The organism is Kitasatospora sp. RG8 (assembly GCF_017813315.1).
GTDB lineage: Bacteria > Actinomycetota > Actinomycetes > Streptomycetales > Streptomycetaceae > Kitasatospora.
On the sequence record NZ_JAGIYX010000006.1, the window covers coordinates 51658 to 75028 of the forward strand.

Annotated in this window: 21 protein-coding genes; 12 read left to right on the top strand and 9 right to left on the bottom strand. The window is 73.7% G+C overall.

Annotated elements, in window-relative coordinates:
• Nucleotides 1-29 precede the first annotated feature (29 nt).
• Nucleotides 30-1442 (bottom strand): glycosyltransferase family 87 protein, encoded by a 1413-nt coding sequence (locus tag J5Y04_RS11755; protein WP_307853068.1) that lies wholly within the window; start codon nt 1440-1442, stop codon nt 30-32.
• A gap of 245 nt (nt 1443-1687) precedes the next feature.
• Here J5Y04_RS11755 and J5Y04_RS11760 point away from each other — a divergent pair, with 245 nt between their 5' ends.
• Nucleotides 1688-2824: a glycosyltransferase family 4 protein gene (locus tag J5Y04_RS11760; protein WP_209411920.1), complete on the top strand. Its 1137-nt coding sequence runs from the start codon at nt 1688-1690 to the stop codon at nt 2822-2824.
• A 49-nt stretch (nt 2825-2873) separates the two neighbouring features.
• Here J5Y04_RS11760 and J5Y04_RS11765 read toward each other — a convergent pair whose 3' ends face one another.
• The gene (locus tag J5Y04_RS11765; protein ID WP_209411921.1) at nt 2874-4667 is read right to left on the bottom strand and encodes a long-chain fatty acid--CoA ligase; all 1794 of its coding nucleotides are present in this window, start codon (nt 4665-4667) and stop codon (nt 2874-2876) included.
• A gap of 333 nt (nt 4668-5000) precedes the next feature.
• Between J5Y04_RS11765 and J5Y04_RS11770 the strand changes: the two genes are divergently transcribed.
• The 5 genes from J5Y04_RS11770 (at nt 5001) to J5Y04_RS11790 (ending at nt 9123) form a co-directional block, all read left to right on the top strand.
• A complete protein-coding gene (locus J5Y04_RS11770) occupies nt 5001-5435 on the top strand; it encodes an SRPBCC family protein (protein WP_209411922.1) in 435 nt (144 codons plus the stop codon).
• Between the two features lie 26 nt (nt 5436-5461).
• Nucleotides 5462-6634 (top strand): ArsA family ATPase, encoded by a 1173-nt coding sequence (locus J5Y04_RS11775; RefSeq protein WP_209411923.1) that lies wholly within the window; start codon nt 5462-5464, stop codon nt 6632-6634.
• Nucleotides 6635-6725: 91 nt separating this feature from the next.
• Nucleotides 6726-7085: a DUF5304 family protein gene (locus J5Y04_RS42845; RefSeq protein WP_148645486.1), complete on the top strand. Its 360-nt coding sequence runs from the start codon at nt 6726-6728 to the stop codon at nt 7083-7085.
• Between the two features lie 192 nt (nt 7086-7277).
• Complete coding sequence (locus J5Y04_RS11785; RefSeq protein ID WP_209411924.1) at nt 7278-8222, top strand: ROK family glucokinase; 945 nt, start codon at nt 7278-7280, stop codon at nt 8220-8222.
• 142 nt (nt 8223-8364) lie between these two features.
• Nucleotides 8365-9123: an endonuclease/exonuclease/phosphatase family protein gene (locus J5Y04_RS11790; protein WP_209411925.1), complete on the top strand. Its 759-nt coding sequence runs from the start codon at nt 8365-8367 to the stop codon at nt 9121-9123.
• Between the two features lie 7 nt (nt 9124-9130).
• Here the strand turns inward: J5Y04_RS11790 and J5Y04_RS11795 are convergent, their stop codons facing one another.
• Nucleotides 9131-9856, bottom strand: a complete 726-nt coding sequence (locus J5Y04_RS11795) for a hypothetical protein (RefSeq protein ID WP_245204678.1) — start codon at nt 9854-9856, stop codon at nt 9131-9133.
• 10 nt (nt 9857-9866) lie between these two features.
• Nucleotides 9867-10661, bottom strand: a complete 795-nt coding sequence (locus J5Y04_RS11800) for a carboxylesterase (protein WP_209411926.1) — start codon at nt 10659-10661, stop codon at nt 9867-9869.
• Between the two features lie 236 nt (nt 10662-10897).
• On the opposite strand from J5Y04_RS11800, the gene J5Y04_RS11805 reads away from it, so the two are divergent.
• From J5Y04_RS11805 to J5Y04_RS11815, 3 genes are read left to right on the top strand one after another with little or no spacing between them, the layout of a single operon-like run.
• Complete coding sequence (locus J5Y04_RS11805; RefSeq protein WP_209412101.1) at nt 10898-11722, top strand: 1-acyl-sn-glycerol-3-phosphate acyltransferase; 825 nt, start codon at nt 10898-10900, stop codon at nt 11720-11722.
• 29 nt (nt 11723-11751) lie between these two features.
• The gene (macS, locus tag J5Y04_RS11810; RefSeq protein WP_245204679.1) at nt 11752-12945 is read left to right on the top strand and encodes a MacS family sensor histidine kinase; all 1194 of its coding nucleotides are present in this window, start codon (nt 11752-11754) and stop codon (nt 12943-12945) included.
• Complete coding sequence (locus J5Y04_RS11815) at nt 12942-13649, top strand: response regulator (protein WP_374105993.1); 708 nt, start codon at nt 12942-12944, stop codon at nt 13647-13649. Before macS ends, J5Y04_RS11815 begins: the two co-directional genes overlap by 4 nt.
• A gap of 44 nt (nt 13650-13693) precedes the next feature.
• Here J5Y04_RS11815 and J5Y04_RS11820 read toward each other — a convergent pair whose 3' ends face one another.
• On the bottom strand, nt 13694-15628 hold the full coding sequence (locus J5Y04_RS11820) for an anthranilate synthase family protein (RefSeq protein WP_209411927.1): 1935 nt from the start codon (nt 15626-15628) through the stop codon (nt 13694-13696).
• A gap of 303 nt (nt 15629-15931) precedes the next feature.
• Between J5Y04_RS11820 and J5Y04_RS11825 the strand changes: the two genes are divergently transcribed.
• Nucleotides 15932-17269, top strand: a complete 1338-nt coding sequence (locus J5Y04_RS11825) for a class II 3-deoxy-7-phosphoheptulonate synthase (protein WP_209411928.1) — start codon at nt 15932-15934, stop codon at nt 17267-17269.
• 220 nt (nt 17270-17489) lie between these two features.
• Nucleotides 17490-17750, top strand: coding sequence for a bacterioferritin-associated ferredoxin (locus tag J5Y04_RS11830; RefSeq protein WP_374105994.1), 261 nt, complete (start codon nt 17490-17492; stop codon nt 17748-17750).
• 40 nt (nt 17751-17790) lie between these two features.
• On the opposite strand, the gene bfr is transcribed toward J5Y04_RS11830, so the two are convergent.
• Nucleotides 17791-18270, bottom strand: a complete 480-nt coding sequence (gene bfr / locus J5Y04_RS11835) for a bacterioferritin (protein WP_148645493.1) — start codon at nt 18268-18270, stop codon at nt 17791-17793.
• Nucleotides 18271-18487: 217 nt separating this feature from the next.
• Here bfr and J5Y04_RS11840 point away from each other — a divergent pair, with 217 nt between their 5' ends.
• Entirely contained in the window at nt 18488-19117 is a 630-nt protein-coding gene (locus J5Y04_RS11840; protein ID WP_209411930.1) for a sulfite oxidase-like oxidoreductase, read from the top strand.
• 3 nt (nt 19118-19120) lie between these two features.
• Here the strand turns inward: J5Y04_RS11840 and J5Y04_RS11845 are convergent, their stop codons facing one another.
• The 3 genes from J5Y04_RS11845 to J5Y04_RS11855 form a co-directional block, all read right to left on the bottom strand.
• Entirely contained in the window at nt 19121-20491 is a 1371-nt protein-coding gene (locus tag J5Y04_RS11845) for an FAD-binding oxidoreductase (protein ID WP_209411931.1), read from the bottom strand.
• A gap of 167 nt (nt 20492-20658) precedes the next feature.
• Nucleotides 20659-22479, bottom strand: a complete 1821-nt coding sequence (gene pknB / locus J5Y04_RS11850) for a Stk1 family PASTA domain-containing Ser/Thr kinase (RefSeq protein ID WP_209411932.1) — start codon at nt 22477-22479, stop codon at nt 20659-20661.
• A gap of 93 nt (nt 22480-22572) precedes the next feature.
• Entirely contained in the window at nt 22573-23370 is a 798-nt protein-coding gene (locus J5Y04_RS11855) for a thiazole synthase (RefSeq protein WP_209411933.1), read from the bottom strand.
• Between the last annotated feature and the right edge of the window lies 1 nt (nt 23371).

The window sequence follows — 23371 nt, forward strand, 5'->3', positions numbered from 1 at the left end:
GGCGGACGACGGGAGTTTGAAGACGGACCCTAGCGGCGCTCGCCGGCCGTCGGCCGGTCGATGCCGTCGAGGAGGTCCTGCTCGTACGCGATCCCGGGTCGCACCGGGTAGGAGGAGGCCGGCTCGGGGCGGGCCAGCACCACGGTGGGCGGCAGCTGCTCGGACCCGCGGGTGGAGCGCCAGAGCCGGACGCAGGACACCGCGGTGGCCGCCACCAGCAGCAGGTTGCGCAGGGTCAGCCAGGTGATCGCCCACGGCTCGCTGCCGACCACCTCGCTGAACATCAGCGGGAACTCCACCAGGGTCAGCGGCGTCGCCGCGAGGATCAGCAGCGCCACCGGCCGCTGGCTGCTCCCGCGCACGGTCAGGCAGACCGCCGCCACGCCGACCAGCCACACCAGGTACTGCGGGCTGATCACCCGGCTGGTCACGGTGAAGATCAGCAGCGCGGTCAGCGCCGCGTCGTACATGGTGGCGGCGTTGCGGCGCTTGGCGGTGAAGCGCCACAGCAGCAGCCAGCCGAAGCCCAGCAGGGTGCCGGCCATCATCACCTTGCCGACCACGTCGACCCACGGCCCGAGCATCTCCACCGAGCCGTAGTTCATCATCACCTTGCCGTCCCAGGACCCGGCGATCCGGGCGAAGTGCAGCGGCAGCGCGCCGACCGACTCCACCTCGACGCCGCGGTCCTTCTGGAAGGTCAGGAACTCGAACGCGCCGTTCATCCCGGCCGCGAGCAGGAAGCCGACCGAGACGGCGGTGGCCGCCGCCGACGTCCAGGCGCGGCGGGTGCGCCGGCCGGACGGGGTGCCGATGAGGCCGAGCAGCGGCCAGATCTTGATGATCCCGCCCAGGCCCAGCAGCAGCCCGCCGATCGCCGGGCGGCGGATCAGCGCCAGCAGGCCCGCCACCGCGACCGCGGTGACGATGACGTCGTACCGGTTGTAGATCATCGGGCCGAGCAGCGGGACGCCGGCCACCCAGACCCAGGCACCGGTCAGCGCCCGGCCCTTGCGCAGCCCGGTCCGCACCAGCAGGGCCATCGCGGCGGCGTCCGCGATCCCGCAGATCACCCAGAAGGAGACCAGGTAGGACCAGGGCAGCAGGCCCGGCAGCATGATGACCAGGGCGGCGCCGGGCGGGTACTGCCAGGTGACGTCGTCCAGCGGGAAGGTGCCGGTCTGCAGGACGCCGTACCAGCCGTGGTAGATCAGCCAGACGTCGGTGGTGACGTCCCCGCCGGGCATCCGCAGCACGCCGGTCACCAGCAGCAGCAGCAGGGCCCGGGTGGCCAGCCAGGTCCCGCCGAGGGCACAGAGCGCCCCGGTGCGCCCGGAGGGGCGGGCGGGGGCCTGGACGGGCTCCTGGCGGACGGCCAGTGCCGTGCCGGGGCCGTCGGCGCCGACGGGGTTACCGGACTCGGTGGCCGGGGCCAACTCCACTGCGCTCCCTCGTTCGTCTCGGACGTCCCACCGGAGGCGTCGCGGGACGGACGCCCGGGCGGTCGGTGTCGGCCACTGCGCCGTCGATCGGGCGGGCCCCACCGGCTGCCTAGGTACTAGGACAGACCCGGGGGTGAAACGGTTGCCGTGCACGGATCCGTTCCCTGCGGGTCGTGGTGTTGACCTATCGTACGGATCACCCAGCGGTACACCGAGCACCCCCCGACCGAGCGAGCCGTGGCCTGATGCACAAGACCTTGATCGTCACCAACGACTTCCCGCCGCGCCCCGGCGGCATCCAGGCCTTCGTCCACAACATGGCTGTCCGTCAGCCCGCCGGGAGCATCGTGGTGTACGCCTCGACCTGGCGCGACGGCACCGAGGTGGCCCGGTTCGACGCCGAGCAGCCGTTCCCGGTGATCCGGGACCGGACGAAGGTGATGGTTCCCACACCGCGGGTCACCCGGCGGGCCGCCGAGATCCTCCGCGCCGAGAAGTGCGACTCCGTCTGGTTCGGCGCGGCCGCCCCGCTCGGGCTGATGGCGCCCGCGCTGCGGCGCGCCGGGGCCAGCCGGCTGCTCGGCATGACGCACGGGCACGAGGCCGCCTGGGCCCAGCTCCCGGCGGCCCGGCAGCTGCTGCGCCGGATCGGCGCGGGCACCGACACCCTCACCTACCTGGGCGAGTACACCCGCTCCCGGATCGCGGACGCGGTCGGCCCGGAGGCGGCCGCGCGGATGGTGCAGCTGCCGCCGGGCGTGGACGAGCAGACCTTCCACCCGGAGTCGGGCGGCGCCGAGCTGCGCCGGCGGCTCGGCCTGGCGGACCGGCCGGTGGTGGTCTGCGTCTCCCGGCTGGTGCCGCGCAAGGGCCAGGACACCCTGATCGAGGCGATGCCGCAGATCCTCGCGGACGTGCCGGACGCCGTGCTGCTGATCGTCGGCGGCGGCCCGTACCGGGCGGACCTGGAGAAGCTCGCCGACGCCCGGGGCGTGCGCGCCTCGGTGCGCTTCACCGGCTCGGTGCCGTGGGAGGAGCTGCCCGCGCACTACGGCGCCGGGGACGTCTTCGCGATGCCCTGCCGCACCCGCCGGGGCGGGCTGGACGTCGAGGGCCTGGGCATCGTCTACCTGGAGGCCTCGGCGACCGGGCTGCCGGTGGTGGCCGGCGACTCCGGCGGAGCACCGGACGCGGTTCTGGAGGGCGAGACCGGGTACGTGGTGCCGGGCGGCTCGCCGGCCGCGGCGGCCGAGCGGATCGTCCGGCTGCTGAACGACGAGGAGCTGCGCCGGCGGATGGGCGAGGCCGGGCGGCGCTGGGTGGACCGCTCCTGGCGGTGGGACCTGCTGGCCGGCCGGCTCACCTCGCTGCTGGCCGGCTGATGGCCAGTGCGGCCCGCCCCGGCGTGCAGGGGGCGGGCCGTACAAGGCCTCAGCGCTGGTAGATGGCCTCGACGTCGGCCGCGAAGTCCTTCAGCACGACGTTGCGCTTGAGCTTGAGCGAGGGCGTGAGGTGCCCGCTCTCCTCGGAGAAGACGGTGTCCAGCAGGCGGAACTTCTTGACCGCCTCGGCGTGCGAGACGGCGGCGTTGCCGTCGTCCACCGCGGTCTGGACCGCGGCGAGCAGGTCCGCGTCCTCGCGCAGCTCGGCGATGGTGGCGGTGGCCGGCTTGCCGTTCAGCTCCTTCCACTTGGGGAAGAAGTCCTCGTCGATGGTGACCAGGCAGCCGATGAACGGCTTGCGGTCGCCGACCACCATCACCTCGCCGATCAGGGCGTGCGCCCGGATGCGGTCCTCGATCACCGCCGGGGCGACGTTCTTGCCGCCGGCGGTGACGATGATCTCCTTCTTCCGGCCGGTGATGGTGAGGTAGCCCTCGTCGTCCAGCGAGCCGAGGTCGCCGGTGGCGAACCAGCCGTCCCGCAGGGCGTCCTCGGTGGCCTGCGGGTTGTTCCAGTAGCCGGTGAAGATCTGCGGGCCCTTCAGGAGCACCTCGCCGTCCTCGGCGATCCGCACGGCCGAGCCGGGCAGCGGCTGGCCGACGGTGCCGATCTTCGGCTTGTCGTTCGGGTTGAACGCGGTGGCCGCGCAGGTCTCGGTCAGGCCGTAGCCCTCCAGGACGGTGAAGCCGATACCCCGGTAGAAGTGGCCGAGGCGCTCGCCGAGCGGCGCGCCGCCGGAGATCGCGTGGGTGGCCCGTCCGCCGAGGGCGGCGCGCAGCTTGCTGTAGACCAGCTTGTCGAAGACGGCGTGCTTGATCCGCAGGACCAGGCCCGCGCCGCCGGCGTCCAGCGCCCGGCTGTACGCGATCGCGGTGTCGGCGGCCTTGTCGAAGATCTTGCCCTTGCCGTCGGCCTGGGCCTTGGCACGGGCGGTGTTGTAGACCTTCTCGAAGACTCTGGGCACGCCCAGGATCAGCGTGGGCCGGAACGACGCGAGCTCGGCCGTGACGTCCTTGATGTCCGACACGTGGCCGAGCTTGATGGGCGCGATCGCGGCGGCGATCTCGGCGATCCGGCCGAGCACGTGCGCGAGCGGGAGGAACAGCAGGACGGAGCCCTCGCCGGTCCGGAACAGCGACTCCATGCGGGCCGTCACGTTGCCGAGCTCGGCGAGGAAGTTGCCGTGGGTGAGCTGACAGCCCTTGGGGCGGCCGGTGGTGCCCGAGGTGTAGACGATGGTCGCGACCGAGTCGGAGCCGGCCGTCGAGCGGCGCTCGTCGACGGTGGCGTCGGAGACCTGCTGCCCGGCCTCGGCCAGCGCGGCCAGGGCGCCGGCCTCGATCTGCCAGGTGTGCTTCAGCTCCGGCAGGCGCTCGCGGACCTGCTCGACCACCTCGGCGTGCCGGTCGGTCTCGGTGAGGACGGCGACCGCGCCGGAGTCGCCGAGGATCCACTCGACCTGCTCGGGGGAGGAGGTCTCGTACACCGGCACGGTGATCGCGCCGGCCGTCCAGATCGCGAAGTCCAGCAGCGTCCACTCGTACCGGGTGCGGGACATGATGCCCACCCGGTCGCCGGGGCCGATGCCGGCGGCGATCAGGCCCTTCGCGGCGGAGTGCACCTCCGCCAGGAACTGGGTGGCGGTCAACTCCTGCCACTGGCCGTCCACCTTACGGCTGAGCACCGCGACGTTCGGGTGCCGCTCGGCGTTCTGGTGCACGAGGTCGGAGAGGTTACCGCCGCTCGGTACCTGGTAGAGGGCCGGAAGGCTGAAGTCGAGCAAGACTGCTCCTCGTTCGCGACGCTGCGGGACGGCAGGACGTTACTGCCCGGTAGGCAGCTTCGACCAGGGGGGTCGGCTCCGGTGTTCGAAGTGTCACACCTTTACCCGGTCCGACCAGGCCGTGACCGGGTCGTTCGAATGGCACCCTACGGCAGCGCCGGGGTGACCGACCGGTAGCCCGTCACGGCACCGGAGCGCGGGCCCCGGTGCCGCGGCGGCCCACCGAGCCCCGGGCCTGACGGCGTCCCCGGGCGCGATAGCCTGCTCCGGGCGCACCCGACCGAGCAGGCTCGGCCGGGCCGGCAGCAAGGGACGACGCGGAGGGCCATTTCCATGGCGGAGCACACCAGGTCGAGCATCACCATCGACGCGACCCCGGAGACGGTCATGGCCGTGATCGCCGACTTCGCCGCCTACCCGGCCTGGACCGGTGAGGTCAAGGAGATCGAGGTGCTGGAGACCGCCGGGGACGGCCGCGCCTCCCAGGTGCGCCTGCTGCTCGACGCCGGCGCCATCCGCGACGAGCACGTCCTCGCCTACACCTGGGACGACGACCGCGAGGTCAGCTGGACGCTGGTGCGCAGTCAGATGCTCCGCTCGCTGGACGGCTCCTACGCGCTCGCCCCGCTCGGCGGCGGCCGGACCGAGGTCACCTACCAGCTCGCCGTCGACGTCAAGATCCCGATGCTCGGCATGATCAAGCGCAAGGCCGAGAAGGTCATCATCGACCGGGCGCTGGCCGGCCTGAAGAAGCGCGTCGAGGGCTGACGCCCGGAAAGCGGGGGCAGGACGGCATGACGGCCACACGCACCATCCTGGTCAGCGGCGATGCCGCGGCGCCCGTGGTGGCCGCCGCCACCGCGCTGCACGCCGCCCGGCAGGGCCGCCGCACCCTGCTGCTGGCCGCCGACGACCCCCACCGCGCCCTCGACGCCGTCCTCGGCACCCGGCTGGAACCCGGACCGGCCGTCTACGAGCCGGGGCTGACCGTGGCCCGGATCGACGAGCAGGCCGCCTTCCGGCGCGCGCTCGGCGAGATCGGCGGCAGGCTGGCGCCCGCCCTCGACCTGCTCGGCGCCGAGCCGCTCGACCCCGAGGAGCTCACCGCCCTCCCCGGCACCGCCCGGCTCGCCCTGCTGCGCGCCCTGCCCGCCGCCGAGGCCGACGTCCTGGTGGTGCTCGCCCCTGCGCCCGCCGAGCTGATCGGCACGCTCGCCCTGCCCGAGCAGCTGGAGCGCTACCTGGCACGCCTCGTGCCCGGGCAGCGCCAGGCCGCCCGGGCGCTGCGCCCGCTGCTGGCCGGCCTGGCCGGCGTCCCGATGCCCGCCGACTGGCTCTACGAGGGCCGGGCCAAGGCGGCCGCCGCGCTCGCCGAGGCCCGCGCCGCGATCACCGCGCCCGGCACCAGCGTCCGCCTGGTGACCGCCGCCGACGGCCACCCCTTCGACGAACTGGGCCGGATCCGCGCCGGGCTGGCGCTGCACGGGCACCGGCCGGACGCCGTGGTGGTGCACGGGGCGCTGCCGGACGCGGCCGCCGACTCGCCCGACCCGTGGCTGGCCGGGCTGGCCCGCCGCCGGCAGGAGGAGCTGGCCGCCCTGGCCGCCGCCGGCGACGTGCCGGTGCTGGTCACCGGCCTCGCCGAGGTCACCCTGGAGGCCGTCGCCGACCGCCTCTACGGCACCGGGCCGGGCCCGGCACCGCTCGCCGCCGGGCCGTGGCCGGTCGAGGACCGGCTGGCCGAGGACGGCCTCCTGGTCTGGCACCTCGCCCTGCCCGGTGCCGACCGGGCCGACCTGGACCTGGTGCGCCGCGGGGACGAGCTGGTGGTCGGCCTCGGTGCCCACCGGCGGGTGCTCACCCTGCCGTCGGCGCTGCGCCGCTGCACCGTCGCGGGCGCCGCCCTGCACGACGGGGTGCTCGCCGTCCGTTTCGCGCCGGACCCGGCGCTCTGGCCGCGCGGCTGAGCCGCCCGGACGCCTCCGGGACCGCGTCCCGGGTCGGGTAGCGTCGGGTCCAGTGGCCGCAGGGGCGGCCGGAGCCGAGGAGACGCCCGCGATGAGCACTGCCGACGACCGCACCGAGCAGGCCGCCGAGCACCCCTTCGGCCCGGAGCTGGGCCCCCTGGTGGACGAGGTACGCCGGTTCGCCACCGCCGCCGGCCGGAAGGCCCAGGAGGCCGGCGCCGAAACCCTGATCTCGCTGGCCGGCCTCGCCGACCGCCTCCGCGAGAACCAGCCCGACGTGTACGGGCACCTGGCCAACGCGGGCAGCGGGCTGGCCGCGGCCGGTGGCGAGCTGCTGGCCGCCTACCGGGCCGCCGTGGCCGGTCACGAGCGCCGCTGGACCGCCGGCGAGAGCGCCCGCAGCGAGCGGATCGACCTCGACACGCCTGACGGACCGTCCGACAAGCAGTGAAGCCCTGATCCCGAGAGAGTGACGGTCTGGCTCCATGCTGCGACGGAGCGGGTAGGAATGTACGACTTTTGAAGGGGATCGGCGAGCTCGGCCACAAATTGTCTTCGGTTAATGTATGCGACGGTGTGTACGGGGGCCGGGTTGGGCGGTACGGTTCCGTCCAGCGGGAACGAGTGAATAGCTGAGGGACACATGGCTCTGACCATCGGCGTCGACGTCGGCGGGACCAAGATCGCGGCAGGCGTGGTCAACGAGGCGGGCGAGATCCTGGCCCGGACCAGGGTGCCCACCCCGGCCGACCCGCAGTGGGCGGTCGACGCCATCGCGCAGGCCGTCCGCGAGCTCAAGGAGCAGTACCCCGACGTGGTCGCGGCCGGCGTCGGTGCTCCCGGGTTCGTCGACCGCAACCGCTCCACGGTGATCTTCGCCCCCAACATCGACTGGGAGGACGAGCCGCTGCGCACCCGGATCGAGGAGCTCACCGGCCTGGATACCGTGGTCGAGAACGACGCCAACTGCGCGGCCTGGGCCGAGTTCCGCTTCGGCGCGGCCGCCGAGTACGAGGACATGGTGCTGATCACCGTCGGCACCGGCATCGGCGGAGGGATCGTCCTGGACGGCCGGCTGCACCGCGGCCGGTTCGGCGTGGCCGGCGAGATCGGCCACCTCAACATGGTCCCCGACGGCCTCGCCTGCGGCTGCGGCGGCAAGGGCTGCTGGGAGCAGTACGGCTCGGGCCGGGCGCTGCGCCGCTACGGCCGGGAGAAGGCCGCCGCCAACCCGATCCACGGCAAGCGGATGCTGGAGCTCAACGACGGCGTCGCCGAGACCATCCGCGGCATCCACATCACCCAGGCCGCCGAGGAGGGCGACCCGCTCGCCCTGGAGTGCTACGCCGAGCTGGCCGACTGGCTGGGCCGGGGCATGGCCGACCTCGCCGCGCTCTTCGATCCGGGCGTCTTCGTGCTCGGCGGCGGCGTCTCCGACTCCGGCCGGCTGCTGCTCGACCCGGTCGCCAAGGCCTTCGAGCACTACCTCACCGGCGGGGTGCACCGCCCGCGCGCCGAGGTGGTGCTCGCCTCGATGGGCTCGGCGGCCGGCATCTCCGGCGCGGCCGACCTGGCCCGCACCATCTGATCCCCACCACGCGCACGCCGGCGGCGGCGCGGCCAGGGCCTGCGGGCCCCGGCCGCGCCGCCGTCGTGTTCCCCCGCCGCGCGGCGGCCCCGCTGCCGTACGGTCGTCAGCGGAGCACCACCGGACGCAGGGGAGGACCGCCATGACCAGTGGACCGGCGAACGCCGGACCGGCCGAGCTGCCGCCGCCCGGGCCGGGGCGGCTGCGGCTGCTCGGCTACAACGTCCGCTCGCTGCGCGACGACCGGCACGCCCTGGTCCGGGTGATCCGGGCCTGCGCGCCGGACGTGGTCTGCGTCCAGGAGTCGCCGCGGTACTGGCGCCCGGAGGGCCAGGCCGCCTGGCTCGCCCGGCGGACCGGCACCGTCGTCCTGGCCGGCGGCGGCCGGACCGCCGCCGGCCCGCTGCTGCTCGGCCGGCCCGGGGTGGAGGTGCTCGCCGTCCACGACCGGCTGCTGCCCAAGACCCGCGGCCTGCACGCCCGCGGCTTCGCCAGTGCCGTCGTCAGGGTGGCCGGCTCGGTGCCGTTCTCCGTCACCGCCTGCCACCTGAGCCTGGACCCGGCGGAGCGGTACGGGCAGTTCGAGCTGCTGCTCGACCAGCTGCGGATCGCCGGACCCGGCGTGGTCGCGGGGGACTTCAACGAGCACCCGGACGGCCCGGGCTGGCGGCTGCTGGCGGGCCGGCTCCAGGACGGGTACGTGGCCGCGCCCTGGGGCGGCGAGTTCACGTCCGTCCCGGAGAACCCCTACCAGCGGATCGACGCCGTCTTCGCCACCCCCGGCGTGCGCGTCCTCGCCTGCGGCGTCCCGCACGGGCTGCCCGGCGTCACCGAGGCCGACCTGCGGGCCGCCACCGACCACCTGCCGGTGCTCGCCGTCCTGGAACTCCCGACCGGTTGACGAGGGGTCAGACGACCGCGCCGCCGTGCGGGTCCTCGGGCTCGTCCTCGTCACGGTCCTTCATCCGGACCACCAGGGTCACGAAGCCGCCGAGGAAGGCCGACACCCCGATCCAGGCCGGCCAGCCGGAGACCTCGCGCCAGACCACCGCGTCGAACAGCAGCAGCGCCGGGCCGCCGAGGACGGCCAGCCAGGCGAACTTGGCGGTGACGTCGGCGGCGGGCAGCGGCGGCGGCTCCGGCGGGACGAAATGGCCCTCGTCGGCCTCCTCGGCCAGCTCGAAGTCGCGCGGGCCGGGGGAGGCGGCCGGCATCACCGGCCTGCCGGAGCGCGGTCGCGGCTGCGGCGCGAGGTCCGAGAGGTCGTCCGGGCCGTCGCGGCGCTCGGCGGCGTCCTTGAACCCGCCCTTCAGCCCGCCGCGCGCCCGGAGGTCCTCGATCTCCGGCCAGTCCGGGTTGTTGAGGTCGACGGGGTCGTCGAACTGGGCGACCAGCGCGGCGAAGATCTCGTCCTGTTCGGCCTGGCTGCGCTCGGGCGCGCGCCGCACCCGGGGCGGCTCGGCGGCGGCCTCCTTGCGGACGTCCGCGCCGGGGCCGGAGCCCGCGCCGTCGCCCCCGTTCCCCGCGGCGTCGTCGGCCTCGGGACCCTCGGTCCCGGCCTCGGCGGCCTTCGTGTTCTCCGCGTCCTCGCGGGGCGCCTCGTCCTCGCCGCCCGCCGTGCTGCTCTCGTGCACTTCCGGCCCTTCAGCCTTGGTGATCGTCGGATTCGACCCGGGTGACGCCCGCCGTGTGCGCGGGAGCCAGCCGTCGGATGAAGTCCTGGCTGGCCGCGAATATTTCCGGCGCGTCGTGGTCCAGCGTCGCGACGTGGTAGCTGCGCTGGCACAGCCGCTCCGTCACGTCGGTCGAGGATATCCGCGCCAGCACCAGCTCCGAGTTGGCCGCGGAGACGACGTGGTCCTGCGGGCTGCGGAAGAGCAGCACCGGCTGGGTCACCTGCGGCAGCCGGCCCTGGACGTCCTTCCAGAGCCTGGTCAGAGACCAGGCGGCGTGCAGCGGAGTCCGGTCGTAGCCGAGCTCCACCGAGCCCGGCCGGGCGATGTCGTCGGCGATCCCCGGCAGGCTCGGCACCAGGTGACGCAGTACCGGCAGCAGCACGCTCGCGGGGTTGTCGGAGCGCACCGACGGGTTGACCAGCACCAGCCCGGAGACGGCCAGCCCGTGCAGCGCGGCCAGCCGCAGCGCCAGCGAGGAGCCCATCGACAGGGCGAGGACGAAGACCTGCTCGCACTCGGCGGACAGCGCGAGCAGCTCGCGCTCCACCTCGGCGTACCAGTCCTCCCAGCGCGTCACCTGCATGTCCTGCCAACGGGTTCCGTGCCCCGGCAGCAACGGCAGCGAGACGGTGAATCCGGCCGCCGCGAGGTCCTCGGCCCACGGCCGCAGCGACTGCGGCGAGCCGGTGAAGCCGTGGCAGAGCAGGACGCCCACCGGACCGCCCCGGTGGCGGTAGGGTTCGGCACCGGGCAGCGGCGGCATGACGGGCTCCTTCGCGGGCGGGGACGCTGGAGGACGAGGACGCGGGGCCCGACGGGGTCGGCCGGGGGCGGCGCAGGAACGGCAGGCTGCGGGAACCCGATCGTCCCACGGGCCCGCCCACGTCGTACAGCCCCACCGGACGCCCCGCCGGGGCGGGGCGGGGCGCGGGCGGCCGCCGCGGGGCATTAGGATCGACCGGTCCGCATAACAGGAGGCCCGGGTTGTTCTACCGACTGATGAAGATGATCGTCGCGCCACTGCTTCGGATCTTCTTCCGGCCGTGGATCGAGGGTGAGGAGAACATCCCCGCCGAGGGTGCCGCGATCATCGCGAGCAACCACCTCTCCTTCTCGGACTCCTTCTTCTTCCCCGCGCTGATCAAGCGCCGGGTGACCTTCATCGCCAAGGCCGAGTACTTCAACACGCCCGGCGTGAAGGGCAAGCTGACGGCCGCCTTCTTCAAGGGCGTCGGCCAGCTGCCGGTGGACCGCTCCGGCGTGCGCGGCGCCGGTGAGGCGGCGATCCGCTCCGCGATCGCGGTGCTGGACCGCGGCGAGCTCTTCGGCGTCTACCCGGAGGGCACCCGCTCGCCCGACGGCAAGCTGTACCGCGGCAAGGTCGGCGGCCTGGCCCGCGTCGCGCTGGCCACCGGTGCGCCGGTGATCCCGGTCGCGATGATCGACACCGAGAAGGTGCAGCCGCCCGGCCAGGTGATCCCCAACTTCGGCATCCGCCCGGGCATCCGGATCGGCCGGCCGCTGGACTTCTCCCGCTACCACGGCATGGAGAACGACCGCTTCATCCTCCGTTCGGTGACGGACGAGGTGATGTACGAGATCATGCGGCTCTCCGGCCAGGAGTACGTCGACATCTACGCGACCGCCGCCAAGCGGCAGATCGCCGACGACAAGAAGCGCGCGGACGCCGAGCGCAAGGCGGTCCAGAAGGCCGAACAGGCCGCCGCCAAGGCCGAGAAGGCCGAGGCGGAGAAGGCCCAGAAGGCCCTGGAGCAGGAGCAGAAGGCCGCGGAGCAGGAACAGAAGGACAACGGGCCGGCCTGAGGCCCGCCGCCGGGGGAGGGGCAGGGACGATGACGGACGGCAGTAGGACCGGCGCGGTGGGCGGGGCGGTCGCGGCCGGCGGCATGTCCGTCGAACTGCCGCTCTGGCGCGCCATCTCCTTCTTCCGGGTCCTGGCGCTCGGCTACGCCCTGCTGCGCTTCCTCAACTCCTACCTGGAGTTCCTGCACCCCGTCGCGGGCTGGATCTACCTCGGTGCGCTGACGCTCTGGACGCTGGCCAGCACCCGCGCCTTCGCCGGGCCGCAGCGCTGCACCTGGTACGTGCTCGGCACCGACCTCACGCTCGTCGTCACCGGCATCGTGATGAGCGGCCTCACCGACTCCCCGGCCAGAATCAGCCACGGCGCGCCCACCCTGCCCACCATCTGGGCGGCCGGCACCGTGCTCGGCTTCGCGGGCAAGGGCGGCTGGCGCTGGGCGGCGGCGGCCGGTTCGGTGATCGGGGTGGCCAACATCCTCGGCCACGGCGGTCCGACCGGCGACAACATCCACAACATCGTGCTGCTGATGGTGACCGGCTGCGCGATCGGCTACGTGATCGAGCTCGCCCGGGCCAGTGAGGCGACCCTCACCCGGGCCCTCCAGGTGGAGGCGGCCACCCGGGAGCGCGAGCGGCTCTCCCGGGACATCCACGACGGCGTGCTCCAGGTGCTGGCGCTGGTCCAGCGCCGGGGCGGCGAGCAGGGCGCGGGCCGGGGCGGCGACTTCGCCGAGCTCGGCCGGCTGGCCGGCGAGCAGGAGCGCGCGCTGCGGGCGCTGATGAGCGGCGGCCCGCTGCCGGCCCAGCGCGCGGCCCTGGAGCCGCAGGACCTGCGAACCCTGCTCGGCCCGTACACGGACGAGCGGATCACGCTCTCCGCCCCCGGCACGCCGGTGCTGCTGCCCGCCCCGGCCGCCGGTGAGCTGGCCGCCGCCGTCGGTGCCGCCGTGGACAACGTCCGCAAGCACGCCGGCGCCGGGGCCCGCGCCTGGATCCTGGTCGAGGACGAGCCGGAGGCCGTGACGGTGAGCATCCGCGACGACGGCCCGGGCTTCGTCCCCGGGCGGCTCGGCGAGGCGGAGCAGGCCGGCCGGCTCGGCGTCTCCCAGTCCATCCGCGGCCGGCTGCTGGACCTCGGCGGCACGGCCGAGCTGTACTCGGTGCCCGGGGAGGGCGTCGAGGTGGAACTCCGCGTCCCGCGTCCCGAGGAAGGCCCCCGATGACCGACCAGCCGATGACCGACCAGCCGACGACCGGCACGCAGGCCGAGCAGCCGGTGCGCGTCATGGTCGTCGACGACCACCCGATGTGGCGCGACGCCGTCTCCCGCGACCTCGCCGAGGCCGGGCTGGACGTGGTGGCGACCGCGGGCGACGGCGAGGAGGCCGTCCGCCGGGCCCGCGCCTGCGCCCCGCAGGTGGTCGTGCTGGACCTCAACCTGCCCGGGCTCTCCGGCGCCGAGGCCTGCCGTCAGGTGGTGGCCCAGGACCCGTCGGTGCGCGTCCTGGTGCTCTCGGCGAGCGGCGAGCACGCGGACGTGCTGGAGGCGGTGAAGTCCGGCGCGACCGGGTACCTGGTGAAGTCGGCCGGCCGGGACGAGCTGCTGGACGCGGTGCGCCGCACCGCCGTCGGCGACGCCGTCTTCACCCCCGGCCTGGCCGGCCTGGTGCTCGGCGAGTTCCGCCGGCTGGCCGCCGAGCCCGCCGCGCCGACCGCCCCCGCCGTCCCGCAGCTGACCGCGCGGGAGACCGAGGTGCTGCGGCTGGTCGCCAAGGGCCTGTCCTACCGGCAGATCGCCGACCGGCTGGTGCTCTCCCACCGCACGGTGCAGAACCACGTCCAGAACACCCTGGGCAAGCTCCAGCTGCACAACCGGGTCGAGCTGGTCCGGTACGCGATCGAGCAGGGGCTGGACGACGAGATCTGAGCGGTGCGCCGCCGCCCGGGCGGCGGCGCACCGGCCGGGGGGCCTCAGCCGCGTACCGCCGCCGCCTCCCGGAGCAGCCCGGCGACGATGTCCACCCCGTCCCGGGTGAGGACCGACTCCGGGTGGAACTGCAGTCCGGCGAAGCCCGGGCCGCGCAGTGCGTGGACGTCGCCGGTCAGCGGGTCGCGGGAGACCTCGACGCCCCCGGCGGCCAGTTGGGCGGCGTCCTCGTCCGAGCAGCGCGCGGTGAACGTGTTGTAGAAGCCGACGGTGCGCTTCGTCCCGAACAGGTCGACGCTCTCCTGGGCGCCCTGGAACGGCACGGCCTTGCGGGCCAGCGGCAGCCCGAGGGCGTCCGAGAGCAGCTGGTGGCTGAGGCAGACGGCCAGCAGCGGCGCGGTGCGGGCGCCGGAGCGGACGGCGGCCAGCGCGTCGGCGACGACCGGGCGGAGCACGGCCATCTTGGGGTCGTCCGCCGCGGCCGGGTCGCCCGGGCCGGGGCCGAGCACCAGCGGGCCGCGGTGGGCGGTGACGCGCTCCCGCAGGCCGGGCTCGTCGAAGCGGGCGACCGTGACCCGGTGGCCGAGCGAGGTCAGCAGGTGGGCGAGCATCGAGGTGAAGGTGTCCTCGCCGTCCACGACCAGGGTCGGCTCGGCCTCGGTGACCCGGGCCGGCTCCTGCATCCGCAGCCAGAACGGGGCCAGGTTGGCGCGCCGGGCGTCCAGCGCCGCCTGGACGCGGTGGTCGTCGGCGAGCCGCGGGCCGGACCGCTGCGGGTGCCGGGCGGGCGCCGGCCGGGCGCCGATCGCGGTGAGCACCCCGGCGGCCTTGGCGTGGGTCTCGGCCACCTCCGACTCCGGGTCGGAGTGGCGGACCAGGGTCGCGCCGACCCGGACCACCAGCCGGCCGGTGGCCGGGTCGATGTCGGCGGCGCGGATGCAGATCGGGGAGTCCAGCTGCTGGCCGCCGCTGGCGGAGCGGCCGATCAGGGCGAGCGCACCGGCGTAGTAGCCGCGCCCGCCGCGCTCGTACCGGCTGATCACCCGGGTGGCGTTCTGCACCGGGCTGCCGGTGACGGTGGCGGCGAACATCGTCTCCTTCAGCACCTCGCGGACGTCCAGCGAGGTGCGCCCGCGCAGCTCGTACTCGGTGTGCGCGAGGTGGGACATCTCCTTGAGGCGCGGGCCGAGGACCTGGCCGCCGAGGTCGCCGACGGTGCACATCATCTTGAGCTCCTCGTCGACCACCATGGTGAGCTCCTCCAGCTCCTTGGGGTCGTGCAGGAAGTCGATCAGCGAGTCGAGGTCGGCTCCGGCGGCCGGATAGCGGTAGGTGCCGGAGATCGGGTTCATCACCACGGTCCCGCCGCTCTGCCGGACGTGGACCTCGGGGGAGGCGCCGACCAGGACGCGGTCGCCGGTGTGCACCAGGAAGGTCCAGTAGGCGCCGCGCTCCTGCTCCAGCAGCCGGCGGAAGAGCGAGAGCGCGAGCTCCGGCGAGAACCGGTCGAGCGTGGCGGTGAAGTCCCGCCGGATCACGAAGTTGGCGCCCTCGCCGCGCCCGATCTCGTCCTCGATCACCCGGCGGACGATGCCGGCGTACTCCTGGTCGTCGATGTCGAACGCACCGCCGGCGAGTGAGACCGGCAACTGCGGCAGTACGGGCATCAGTTCGGACAGCGGGAGGGCGTACTGCGAGGTGACGGAGAGGGCCTGCAGCGGGGTGGCGTCGTCGTGCGCCTCGAAGCCGCGCTCGCGGATCTGGCGGTAGGGGACCAGTGCGAGCAGGTCGTGCACCGGGCCGTCGGCCGGCACGCCCTCGCGGACCGGCAGGTCGGCCAGCCGCTCGTACGCGCCGACGGTGCCCAGCAGGACCTCGACGGTGTCGGGGGCGAGGCGCGGGGTGCGGCGGTGCAGCAGGGCGAAGGCGGGGGCGTCCGGGCCGGTCAGTCGGGCGAGCAGGTCGGTGGCGGTGGTCACGGTGGCGGCTTCCTTCCGGGTGGAGGCGGGGTGCGGTGCTGTGGTTCCGCTCCCGGGAGGGCCGTCTGCTCATACGCCGACGGCCGCCCCGAGGGGCGGCCGTCGTGTTCGCTCAGGAACGCGCGATCTGTGGGCCACCCGAGGGGTCGGCCCACCACCAGGAGAAGGTGTGCGGCGTGTTCACGCGTCGAGAGTAGCGGATGCGGCGGACCGGGTGAGGCCGGTCAAGCGATTGTCCGGCATGTGTCTCACCCATCGGGCATCGGTCACAAATCGGTTGTCGCACCCCGTAGCCTTGGCCGTGTGACCGTGACGAATCCCCACCCCTGGCAGTCCCTGCCCGCGGCGCAGCAGCCTGAATGGCCGGACCAAGAGGCTCTGCGCAAGACCCTTGCGGAGCTCGCCTCCTATCCGCCGCTCGTCTTCGCCGGCGAGTGCGACCAGCTGCGCGCCCGGCTCGCTGCCGTGGCGCGTGGTGAGGCGTTCCTGCTGCAGGGCGGCGACTGCGCCGAGGCCTTCGACGGCGTGTCGGCCGAGCACATCCGCAACAAGCTGAAGACCCTGCTCCAGATGGCGGCCGTGCTGACGTACGCCGCCTCCGTGCCCGTGGTGAAGGTCGGCCGCATCGCCGGCCAGTACTCCAAGCCGCGTTCCAAGTCGACCGAGACCCGCGACGGCGTCACCCTTCCGGTCTACCGGGGCGACTCGGTGAACGGCTTCGAGTTCACCCCCGAGTCCCGCATCCCGGACCCGGAGCGCCTGAAGCGGATGTACAACGCGTCCGCCGCGACGCTCAACCTGGTGCGCGCCTTCACCACCGGTGGTTACGCGGACCTGCGCCAGGTGCACGCCTGGAACCAGGACTTCGTGCGCAACTCGCCGGCCGGCCAGCGCTACGAGCAGCTCGCCCGCGAGATCGACAACGCGCTGGCGTTCATGAACGCCTGTGGTGTCGCGCCGGAGGAGTTCAAGACGGTCGAGTTCTTCTCCTCGCACGAGGCGCTGATCCTCGACTACGAGACCGCGCTGACCCGCGTGGACTCGCGCACCGGCGAGCTGTACGACGTCTCCGGCCACATGGTGTGGATCGGCGAGCGCACCCGGCAGCTGGACCACGCGCACATCGAGTTCGCCTCCCGGATCCGCAACCCGATCGGCGTGAAGCTCGGCCCGACCACCTCGGTCGACGAGGCGCTCACCCTGATCGAGAAGCTGGACCCGGAGCGCGAGCCCGGCCGGCTCACCTTCATCACCCGGATGGGCGCGGGCAAGATCCGCGAGCACCTGCCCGCCCTGGTGGAGAAGGTCACCGCCTCCGGCGCGCAGCCGGTCTGGATCTGCGACCCGATGCACGGCAACACCTTCGAGGCCTCCAGCGGCCACAAGACCCGCCGCTTCGACGACGTGCTCGACGAGGTCAAGGGTTTCTTCGAGGTGCACCGCGCGCTCGGCACCCACCCGGGCGGCATCCACGTGGAGCTGACCGGCGACGACGTCACCGAGTGCGTCGGCGGCGGCGACGAGGTGCTGGTCGACGACCTGCACCAGCGCTACGAGACGGCCTGCGACCCGCGGCTCAACCGCAGCCAGTCGCTGGACCTCGCGTTCCTGGTGGCCGAGATGTACCGCGGCGGCCAGTGAGCCGCCGGGCCGCCGCGGCCCCGGCCCGGCCCGGTCGGGCCTGATCGGCGCTGGTCGGCCCTGATGTGACGAAGGCCCCTCCGGATTCGGGATTCCCGAGCCCGGAGGGGCTTTTTCACGCCAGGTTTGCCGGGTAAGGTGAGGCTTAGTGAGCTAAGGCAAGCCTTAGTCAAGATCCACTCCGCTGCACCCCCCGGGAGAGACCGCGATGTACGTGTGCATGTGTCATGCGGTCACCGAGGCCCAGGTGAAGAGCGAGATCGACGCGGGTGCCAACTCCCCGCGCCAGATCGCCAAGGGGTGCAAGGCCGGGACCGACTGCGGCTCCTGCGTCCGGCGCATCCAGGCCCTGCTGGGCGAGCACGGCGCGCGGCCCTGCCCGACCGCCCGGCTGGCCGCGAAGCTGGGGCTCGCCGACTCGGAGGCCGCGCCGTCGGAAGCGGTGCCGCTGGCCCCGGTCGCCCCGCTGCGCGCGGCCTGAGCGCCCGGGCGTCCGGCGGGGTCCGGAGCGCGGGACGGGCTCAGGACTCCGGCTGCTCGATCAGCTGGGCGAGGTAGAGCGCCTCCCCGAGCTTCTCCAGCAGTTCCAGCTGGGTGTCGAGGTAGTCGATGTGGTGCTCCTCGTCCTCCAGGATGGCCTCGAAGATGTTGGCCGAGGTGACGTCGTTCTTGGCGCGCATCACCACGATCCCGCGCTTGAGCCGGTCGATCGCCTCGACCTCGACCTGGCGGTCGGCCTCGAACATCTCCTTGACGGTCTGGCCGATCCGGACGTGGAAGAGCCGCTGGTAGTTGGGCAGTCCGTCCAGGAAGAGGATCCGGTCGGTGAGCACCTCGGCGTGCTTCATCTCGTCGAAGGACTCGTGCCGGGTGTACTTGGCGAGCTTGGTCCAGCCGAAGTTCTCCTGCATCTTGGCGTGCAGGAAGTACTGGTTGATGGCGGTCAGCTCGGCGGTGAGCTGCTCGTTGAGGAATTCGATGACCTCTGCGTCGCCCTTCATGGCGCTGCCTTCCTGCTGTGCGTCGGGGAACCCCGGCCGTGCCCGTGGCTGGAACGCATCCTGGCACCGCGATGGGAAGAAATTCCAGTAAGTTCACACTCACTACGACATGTGCCCGAATATCCGATTTGGCCGGCTATTGGCCCGTACGGGCGGGCGCACGGCACCGGAAAGGGGCGCGCGCCGGGCGTTGTCCGCCGTCTGTCACCATGGACCCATGGGTCAGCCCGAACAAGAACCGATCCCGCCGTCTGACCCGAGGCTCCCTCCGGGACAGCGCCCGCAACGCGGCTGGCCCGCTCTGCACTACGGACCGGTGCCCCGCTTCAAGCCGCTGGCCTGGGAATTCCAGGTGTTCGGCGCGACCGCCTCGGCGGAGAAGCACAGCTGGGACTTCGCCGGCTTCAACGCCCTGCCGCGCACCACCGTCCGGGCCGACCTGCACTGCGTCACCAAGTTCTCGATGCTCGGCAACGACTGGACGGGCGTGTCGGCCGCGGCCGTGCTGGCGCAGGTGCCCCCGGCCCCCGACGTCACCCACGTGATGGTCTGGGCCGAGTACGGCTACAGCGCCAACCTGCGGCTGGCCGACTTCGCCGACCCGCGGACCGTCTTCGCCACCCACCGCAACGGCGAGCCGCTCACCGCCGAGCACGGCTTCCCCGTCCGCCTCGTCGTCCCGCAGCTCTACGCCTGGAAGGGGCCCAAGTGGGTCCGGGCGGTGGAGTACATGCGGGCCGACCGGCGCGGCTTCTGGGAGGAGCGCGGGTACCACAACCTCGCCGACCCCTGGCGGGAGCAGCGCTACTCCTACCAGGAGGAGCCGGGCGACGGGCCGCTGCGGTAGCCGTCAGCCCTTGATGTTCTGGTTGAGGTGGAACAGGTTGCCGGGGTCGTAGCGCTGCTTCAGCTCCACCAGGCGGTCGTAGTTGCCCCGGTAGTTGGCCTCGATCCGGTGCTGGTCGTCGTGGTCCATGAAGCCGATGTAGCCGGCCTCGTCGGAGTGCGGGGCGAGCGCGGCGTAGTAGTCGCGCACCCAGGCCGTGTTCCGCTCGTTGTCGGCCGGGTCCGGCCAGACGCCGGCGATCACGGTGGCGAAGGTCGCGTCCCGGTGGGAGAAGGCCGTCGCGTCGGCGGGCACGCGGTGGCAGGCGCCGTTGATCGGGTAGAGGTGCACCGCCGAGTTGACCGTCGGCACCCGCGGCCCGTACTCCACGTGCGCGGCGATCGCCCCGTCGGTGAGCTCGGTCGCGAAGACGCCCTTCCAGTACTGCTGGAGTCCGGGCGGCAGCAGCGGGTCGAAGGCGGCGGCGAACGCCGGGTACGGTGCCGGGCCGACGCCCTCGGCCACCACCGGCGCCGCGTCCCGCAGCGCGGCGAGCACCTTCTCCGCCTCGGCCGGCGGCCCGGCCCAGCACGGGACCAGCAGGATGAAGGGGTCGCCGACCCGGTCCTCCGGCACGAACGGCAGCGGTGGGGCGAGGTGGAAGCCGGGGAAGAGGCCCAGCTGCTCGGGGGCGTCCCGGATGTACTCGCGGTAGAAGCGCAACACGTCGGCCGCATGCTCCAGCTCGTAGACGAACGGCCCGGCGACCACGTCGGCGACCGGGCTCAGCCGGAACTCGAAGGACGTCACCGCGCCGAAGTTGCCGCCGCCGCCGCGCAGCGCCCAGAAGAGGTCCGGCTCCTGCTCGGCGCTCACCGTGCGGAACCGGCCGTCGGCGGTGACCACGTCGGCCGAGATCAGGTTGTCGCAGCTCAGACCCAGTCCGCGGGCCAGGTGGCCGAAGCCGCCGTTGAGGGTCAGCCCGGCGATGCCGGTGGTGGAGATGATCCCCCCGGTGACGCCGAGGCCGAAGGCGTACCCCGCGGTGTTGAGGTCGCCCCAGGTGACGCCGCCCTCGCACTGCGCGGTCCGGCGCTCCGGGTCGATCCGCACGCCCCGTCGCGCGGAGAAGTCGATCACCACGCCGTCGTCGCAGGTGCCGAAGCCGGGCGCGCTGTGGGCGCCGCCGCGGACCGCCAGATCCAGCGTGTTGTCCCGGGCGAAGTCGACGGTGGCCATCACGTCGCCCGCGTTGGCCACCCGGACGATCACGGCCGGCCGGCGGTCCACCATGCCGTTGTAGACCCGGCGCGCCTCGTCGTAGCCCTCGTCCGCGGGGGTGATCACCGCGCCCCGCACGCGCTCCCTCAAGCCGTCGACGGTGGGTCCGCCCATGACGACCACATCCTCGTGGTACCGGCCGCCGCGCAGCCCCGTCCGGAGGTCCCGGTGCCGCAGCCTTCCCGGCTGTGGCGGGCGGGGCCGGGCAGGCCTGGTTCCACGCTACGCCGGGTGCGACCCGAGGGCCTGTCCGTCGGATCCGCCCCAGGGCCGGAAAACCCTCAGAGGAAGGGGAAGTTGACCGTCACCACGGTGTGCTGCGGCCGGCGTTCGCCGGCGGCGGGGGACTGGCTGGAGACCTTGCCGGTGCCGAACAGGTTGACACCGCTGCTCTGCATCGCGAACCCGGCGGCCTGGAGCGCCTTGGCGGCGTCGTCCTTGGACATCCCGGTGACGTCCGGGACGGCCACCATGCCCTTGCTGACCACCAGCGCGACCGGCGAGTTCTCCGGCAGCTGCTGCCCGGCCGCCGGGGAGGTGCTGATCACCGCGCCCTCCGGCACGGTGTCGCTGTACGTCTGGGTGACGTTGCCGCCGGCCAGCTGGGCGGCGGCCAGCGCGGCGACGGCCTGGTCGGCGGGCTTGCCGGCCAGCTCCGGCACGGCGATCCGCTTCGGGCCGCGGGAGACGGTGACGGCGACCGCGTCGCTCTTGCGGGCCCGGGCGCCGACCCCCGGGTCGGTCGAGACCACCTGGCCGGCCGGGACGGTCTCGCTGTACACCTCGCTGAACCGCCCGTGCATGCCCACGCCGTCCAGGATCCGCTGCGCCTCGGCGCGGTCCTTGCCGAGCACGCCCGGCACCGTCGTGTACAGGGCGCCGGAGAGCGCGTACGTGGTGCCGCCGACCAGCAGCACCAGGGCGGCCAGCACGCAGGCCCAGACCAGCGGCTTGCGGGGGAGGCGGCTCCACGGGCCGGGGCGGCGGGCGCGCGCCGGCGGCGGCTCGTCGTAGGGGCGCGGCTCGGTGAGCAGCTGCTCCATCACGTCCGGCGGGACGTCCAGCACGCTGGTCCGCTCGACCGGCGGCGCGGCGTCCGGGCCGGGGGCCGCCGCGGAGACGGCCGCGTCGGTGACGCCGGGCCGGAGCACCGAGGTCGGCTCGTTGACCGGGTACCGCGGGCTGTCCAGGGTGGAGGCGGGCGGTTCGGCGTCCAGCTGGGCCGGGGTGAGCGTGCGGCGCACCCGCTGGAGGGCGGCCAGCAGCTCGACCGCGTCGTACGGGCGGGCCTGCGGGTCGCGCGCGCAGGCACCGGCCACTATGGCGTCGAGCCCGGGGACGATGCCCGGCACGGTCAGCGAGGGCGCGGGGACGTCCTCGTGCAGGTGGCGGTACATCACCTGGACGGGGTTCTCGCCGGTGTGCGGGCGGTGGCCGGTGAGCATCTCGTACAGCAGGATGCCGGCGGCGTAGACGTCCACCCGCTGGTCGGTCTCGTCGCCGGGGCGGATCTGCTCGGGGGCGAGGTAGGAGACGGTGCCGAGGACGGTGCCGGAGGTCGCCGTGCCGGAGGTGGCCGCGCCGTCGGCGGCGTTCAGGACCCGGACCAGTCCGAAGTCGGCGACCTTGACCAGGCCGCCGTCGGTGATCAGCACGTTCTCGGGCTTCACGTCGCGGTGGACGAGCCCGGCCCGGTGGGCGGCGCCGAGCGCGGCGAGCACCGGCTCCAGGACGTCCAGGGCGGCGCGGATGGAGAGCGCGCCGCGGTCGCGCAGCAGGTCGCGCAGGGTCCGGCCGGGGACGTACTCCATGGCGAGGAAGACGACTCCGCCGTCCGCACCCTGGTCGAAGACGTTGACCACGTTGGGGTGCGCGAGCCGGGCGACGGCCTTGGCCTCGCGGATGAACCGGCCGGTGAAGCCCTCGTCGCCGGCCAGCGAGGGGTGCATCACCTTGAGCGCCACGACCCGGTCGAGCCGGGTGTCGGTGCCGCGGTAGACGGTGGACATCCCGCCGGCGGCGATGCGCTGCCCGACCCGGTACCGGCCGTCGAGCAGGGTACCGATCAGGGGGTCGTGCAATGCCATGTCCGCCTTGTCCACCCGGCGAGTCTAGTGGCGCGTACGGGTGAGGGCCCCGGGAGACACCGCTCCCGGGGCCCTCTGTGCCCGGCTTGTGACAAGCCCCCCGGGGGCTCAGAACGCCGGGCGCTCGCGGGTGTCGAGGTCGGCCCGGCCGGCCATCGCGGAGGAGGCCTCGGCGTGGAAGCGGCGCGGGATGCGGCCGGCCCGGTGCGCGAGCCGCCCGGCCTCGGCGGCGTACCGCATCGCCTCGGCCATCAGCACCGGGTCCTGGGCGCGGGTCACCGCCGAGGCGAGCATGACGGCGGCGCAGCCCAGCTCCATCGCCAGCGCGACGTCCGAGGCGGTGCCGGCGCCCGCGTCCAGGATCACCGGGACGTTCGCGCTCTCCACGATCAGCTGGAAGTTGTGCGGGTTGCGGATGCCCAGGCCGGAGCCGATCGGCGAGCCGAGCGGCATGATCGCCGCACAGCCGGCGTCCTCCAGCTTCCGGGCCAGCACCGGGTCGTCGTTGGTGTAGGGCAGGACGGTGAAGCCGTCGTCGACCAGCGTCTCGGCGGCGTCCAGCAGCTCGATCGGGTCGGGCAGCAGCGTCCGCTCGTCGGCGATGACCTCCAGCTTCACCCAGTCGGTGCCGAGCGCCTCGCGGGCCAGCCGGGCCGTCAGCACGGCCTCCCCGGCGGTGAAGCAGCCGGCCGTGTTGGGCAGGATCCGGATGCCGTTGCGGGTGAGCACGTCCAGGACGGAGCCCTGGGTGGTGGTGTTGACCCGGCGCATCGCCACGGTGGTCAGCTCGGTGCCGGAGACCCGCAGCGCCTGCTCCAGGACCTCCAGGCTGGGGGCGCCGCCGGTGCCCATGATCAGGCGCGAGCCGAAGGTGGTGCCGGCGATGGTGAGCAGGTCGTCAGCCATG

Bases quoted from the DNA above. Each gene is read 5' to 3' on its own strand.
- J5Y04_RS11760 (WP_209411920.1), top strand. From the start codon at position 1,688: ATGCACAAGACCTTGATCGTCACCAACGACTTCCCGCCGCGCCCCGGC.
- J5Y04_RS11770 (WP_209411922.1), top strand. From the start codon at position 5,001: ATGGCGGAGCACACCAGGTCGAGCATCACCATCGACGCGACCCCGGAG.
- J5Y04_RS11775 (WP_209411923.1), top strand. From the start codon at position 5,462: ATGACGGCCACACGCACCATCCTGGTCAGCGGCGATGCCGCGGCGCCC.
- J5Y04_RS42845 (WP_148645486.1), top strand. From the start codon at position 6,726: ATGAGCACTGCCGACGACCGCACCGAGCAGGCCGCCGAGCACCCCTTC.
- J5Y04_RS11785 (WP_209411924.1), top strand. From the start codon at position 7,278: ATGGCTCTGACCATCGGCGTCGACGTCGGCGGGACCAAGATCGCGGCA.
- J5Y04_RS11790 (WP_209411925.1), top strand. From the start codon at position 8,365: ATGACCAGTGGACCGGCGAACGCCGGACCGGCCGAGCTGCCGCCGCCC.
- J5Y04_RS11800 (WP_209411926.1), bottom strand. From the start codon at position 10,661: ATGCCGCCGCTGCCCGGTGCCGAACCCTACCGCCACCGGGGCGGTCCG.
- J5Y04_RS11805 (WP_209412101.1), top strand. From the start codon at position 10,898: ATGAAGATGATCGTCGCGCCACTGCTTCGGATCTTCTTCCGGCCGTGG.
- macS (WP_245204679.1), top strand. From the start codon at position 11,752: ATGACGGACGGCAGTAGGACCGGCGCGGTGGGCGGGGCGGTCGCGGCC.
- J5Y04_RS11815 (WP_374105993.1), top strand. From the start codon at position 12,942: ATGACCGACCAGCCGATGACCGACCAGCCGACGACCGGCACGCAGGCC.
- J5Y04_RS11830 (WP_374105994.1), top strand. From the start codon at position 17,490: ATGTGTCATGCGGTCACCGAGGCCCAGGTGAAGAGCGAGATCGACGCG.
- bfr (WP_148645493.1), bottom strand. From the start codon at position 18,270: ATGAAGGGCGACGCAGAGGTCATCGAATTCCTCAACGAGCAGCTCACC.
- J5Y04_RS11840 (WP_209411930.1), top strand. From the start codon at position 18,488: ATGGGTCAGCCCGAACAAGAACCGATCCCGCCGTCTGACCCGAGGCTC.
- J5Y04_RS11845 (WP_209411931.1), bottom strand. From the start codon at position 20,491: ATGGGCGGACCCACCGTCGACGGCTTGAGGGAGCGCGTGCGGGGCGCG.
- J5Y04_RS11855 (WP_209411933.1), bottom strand. From the start codon at position 23,370: ATGGCTGACGACCTGCTCACCATCGCCGGCACCACCTTCGGCTCGCGC.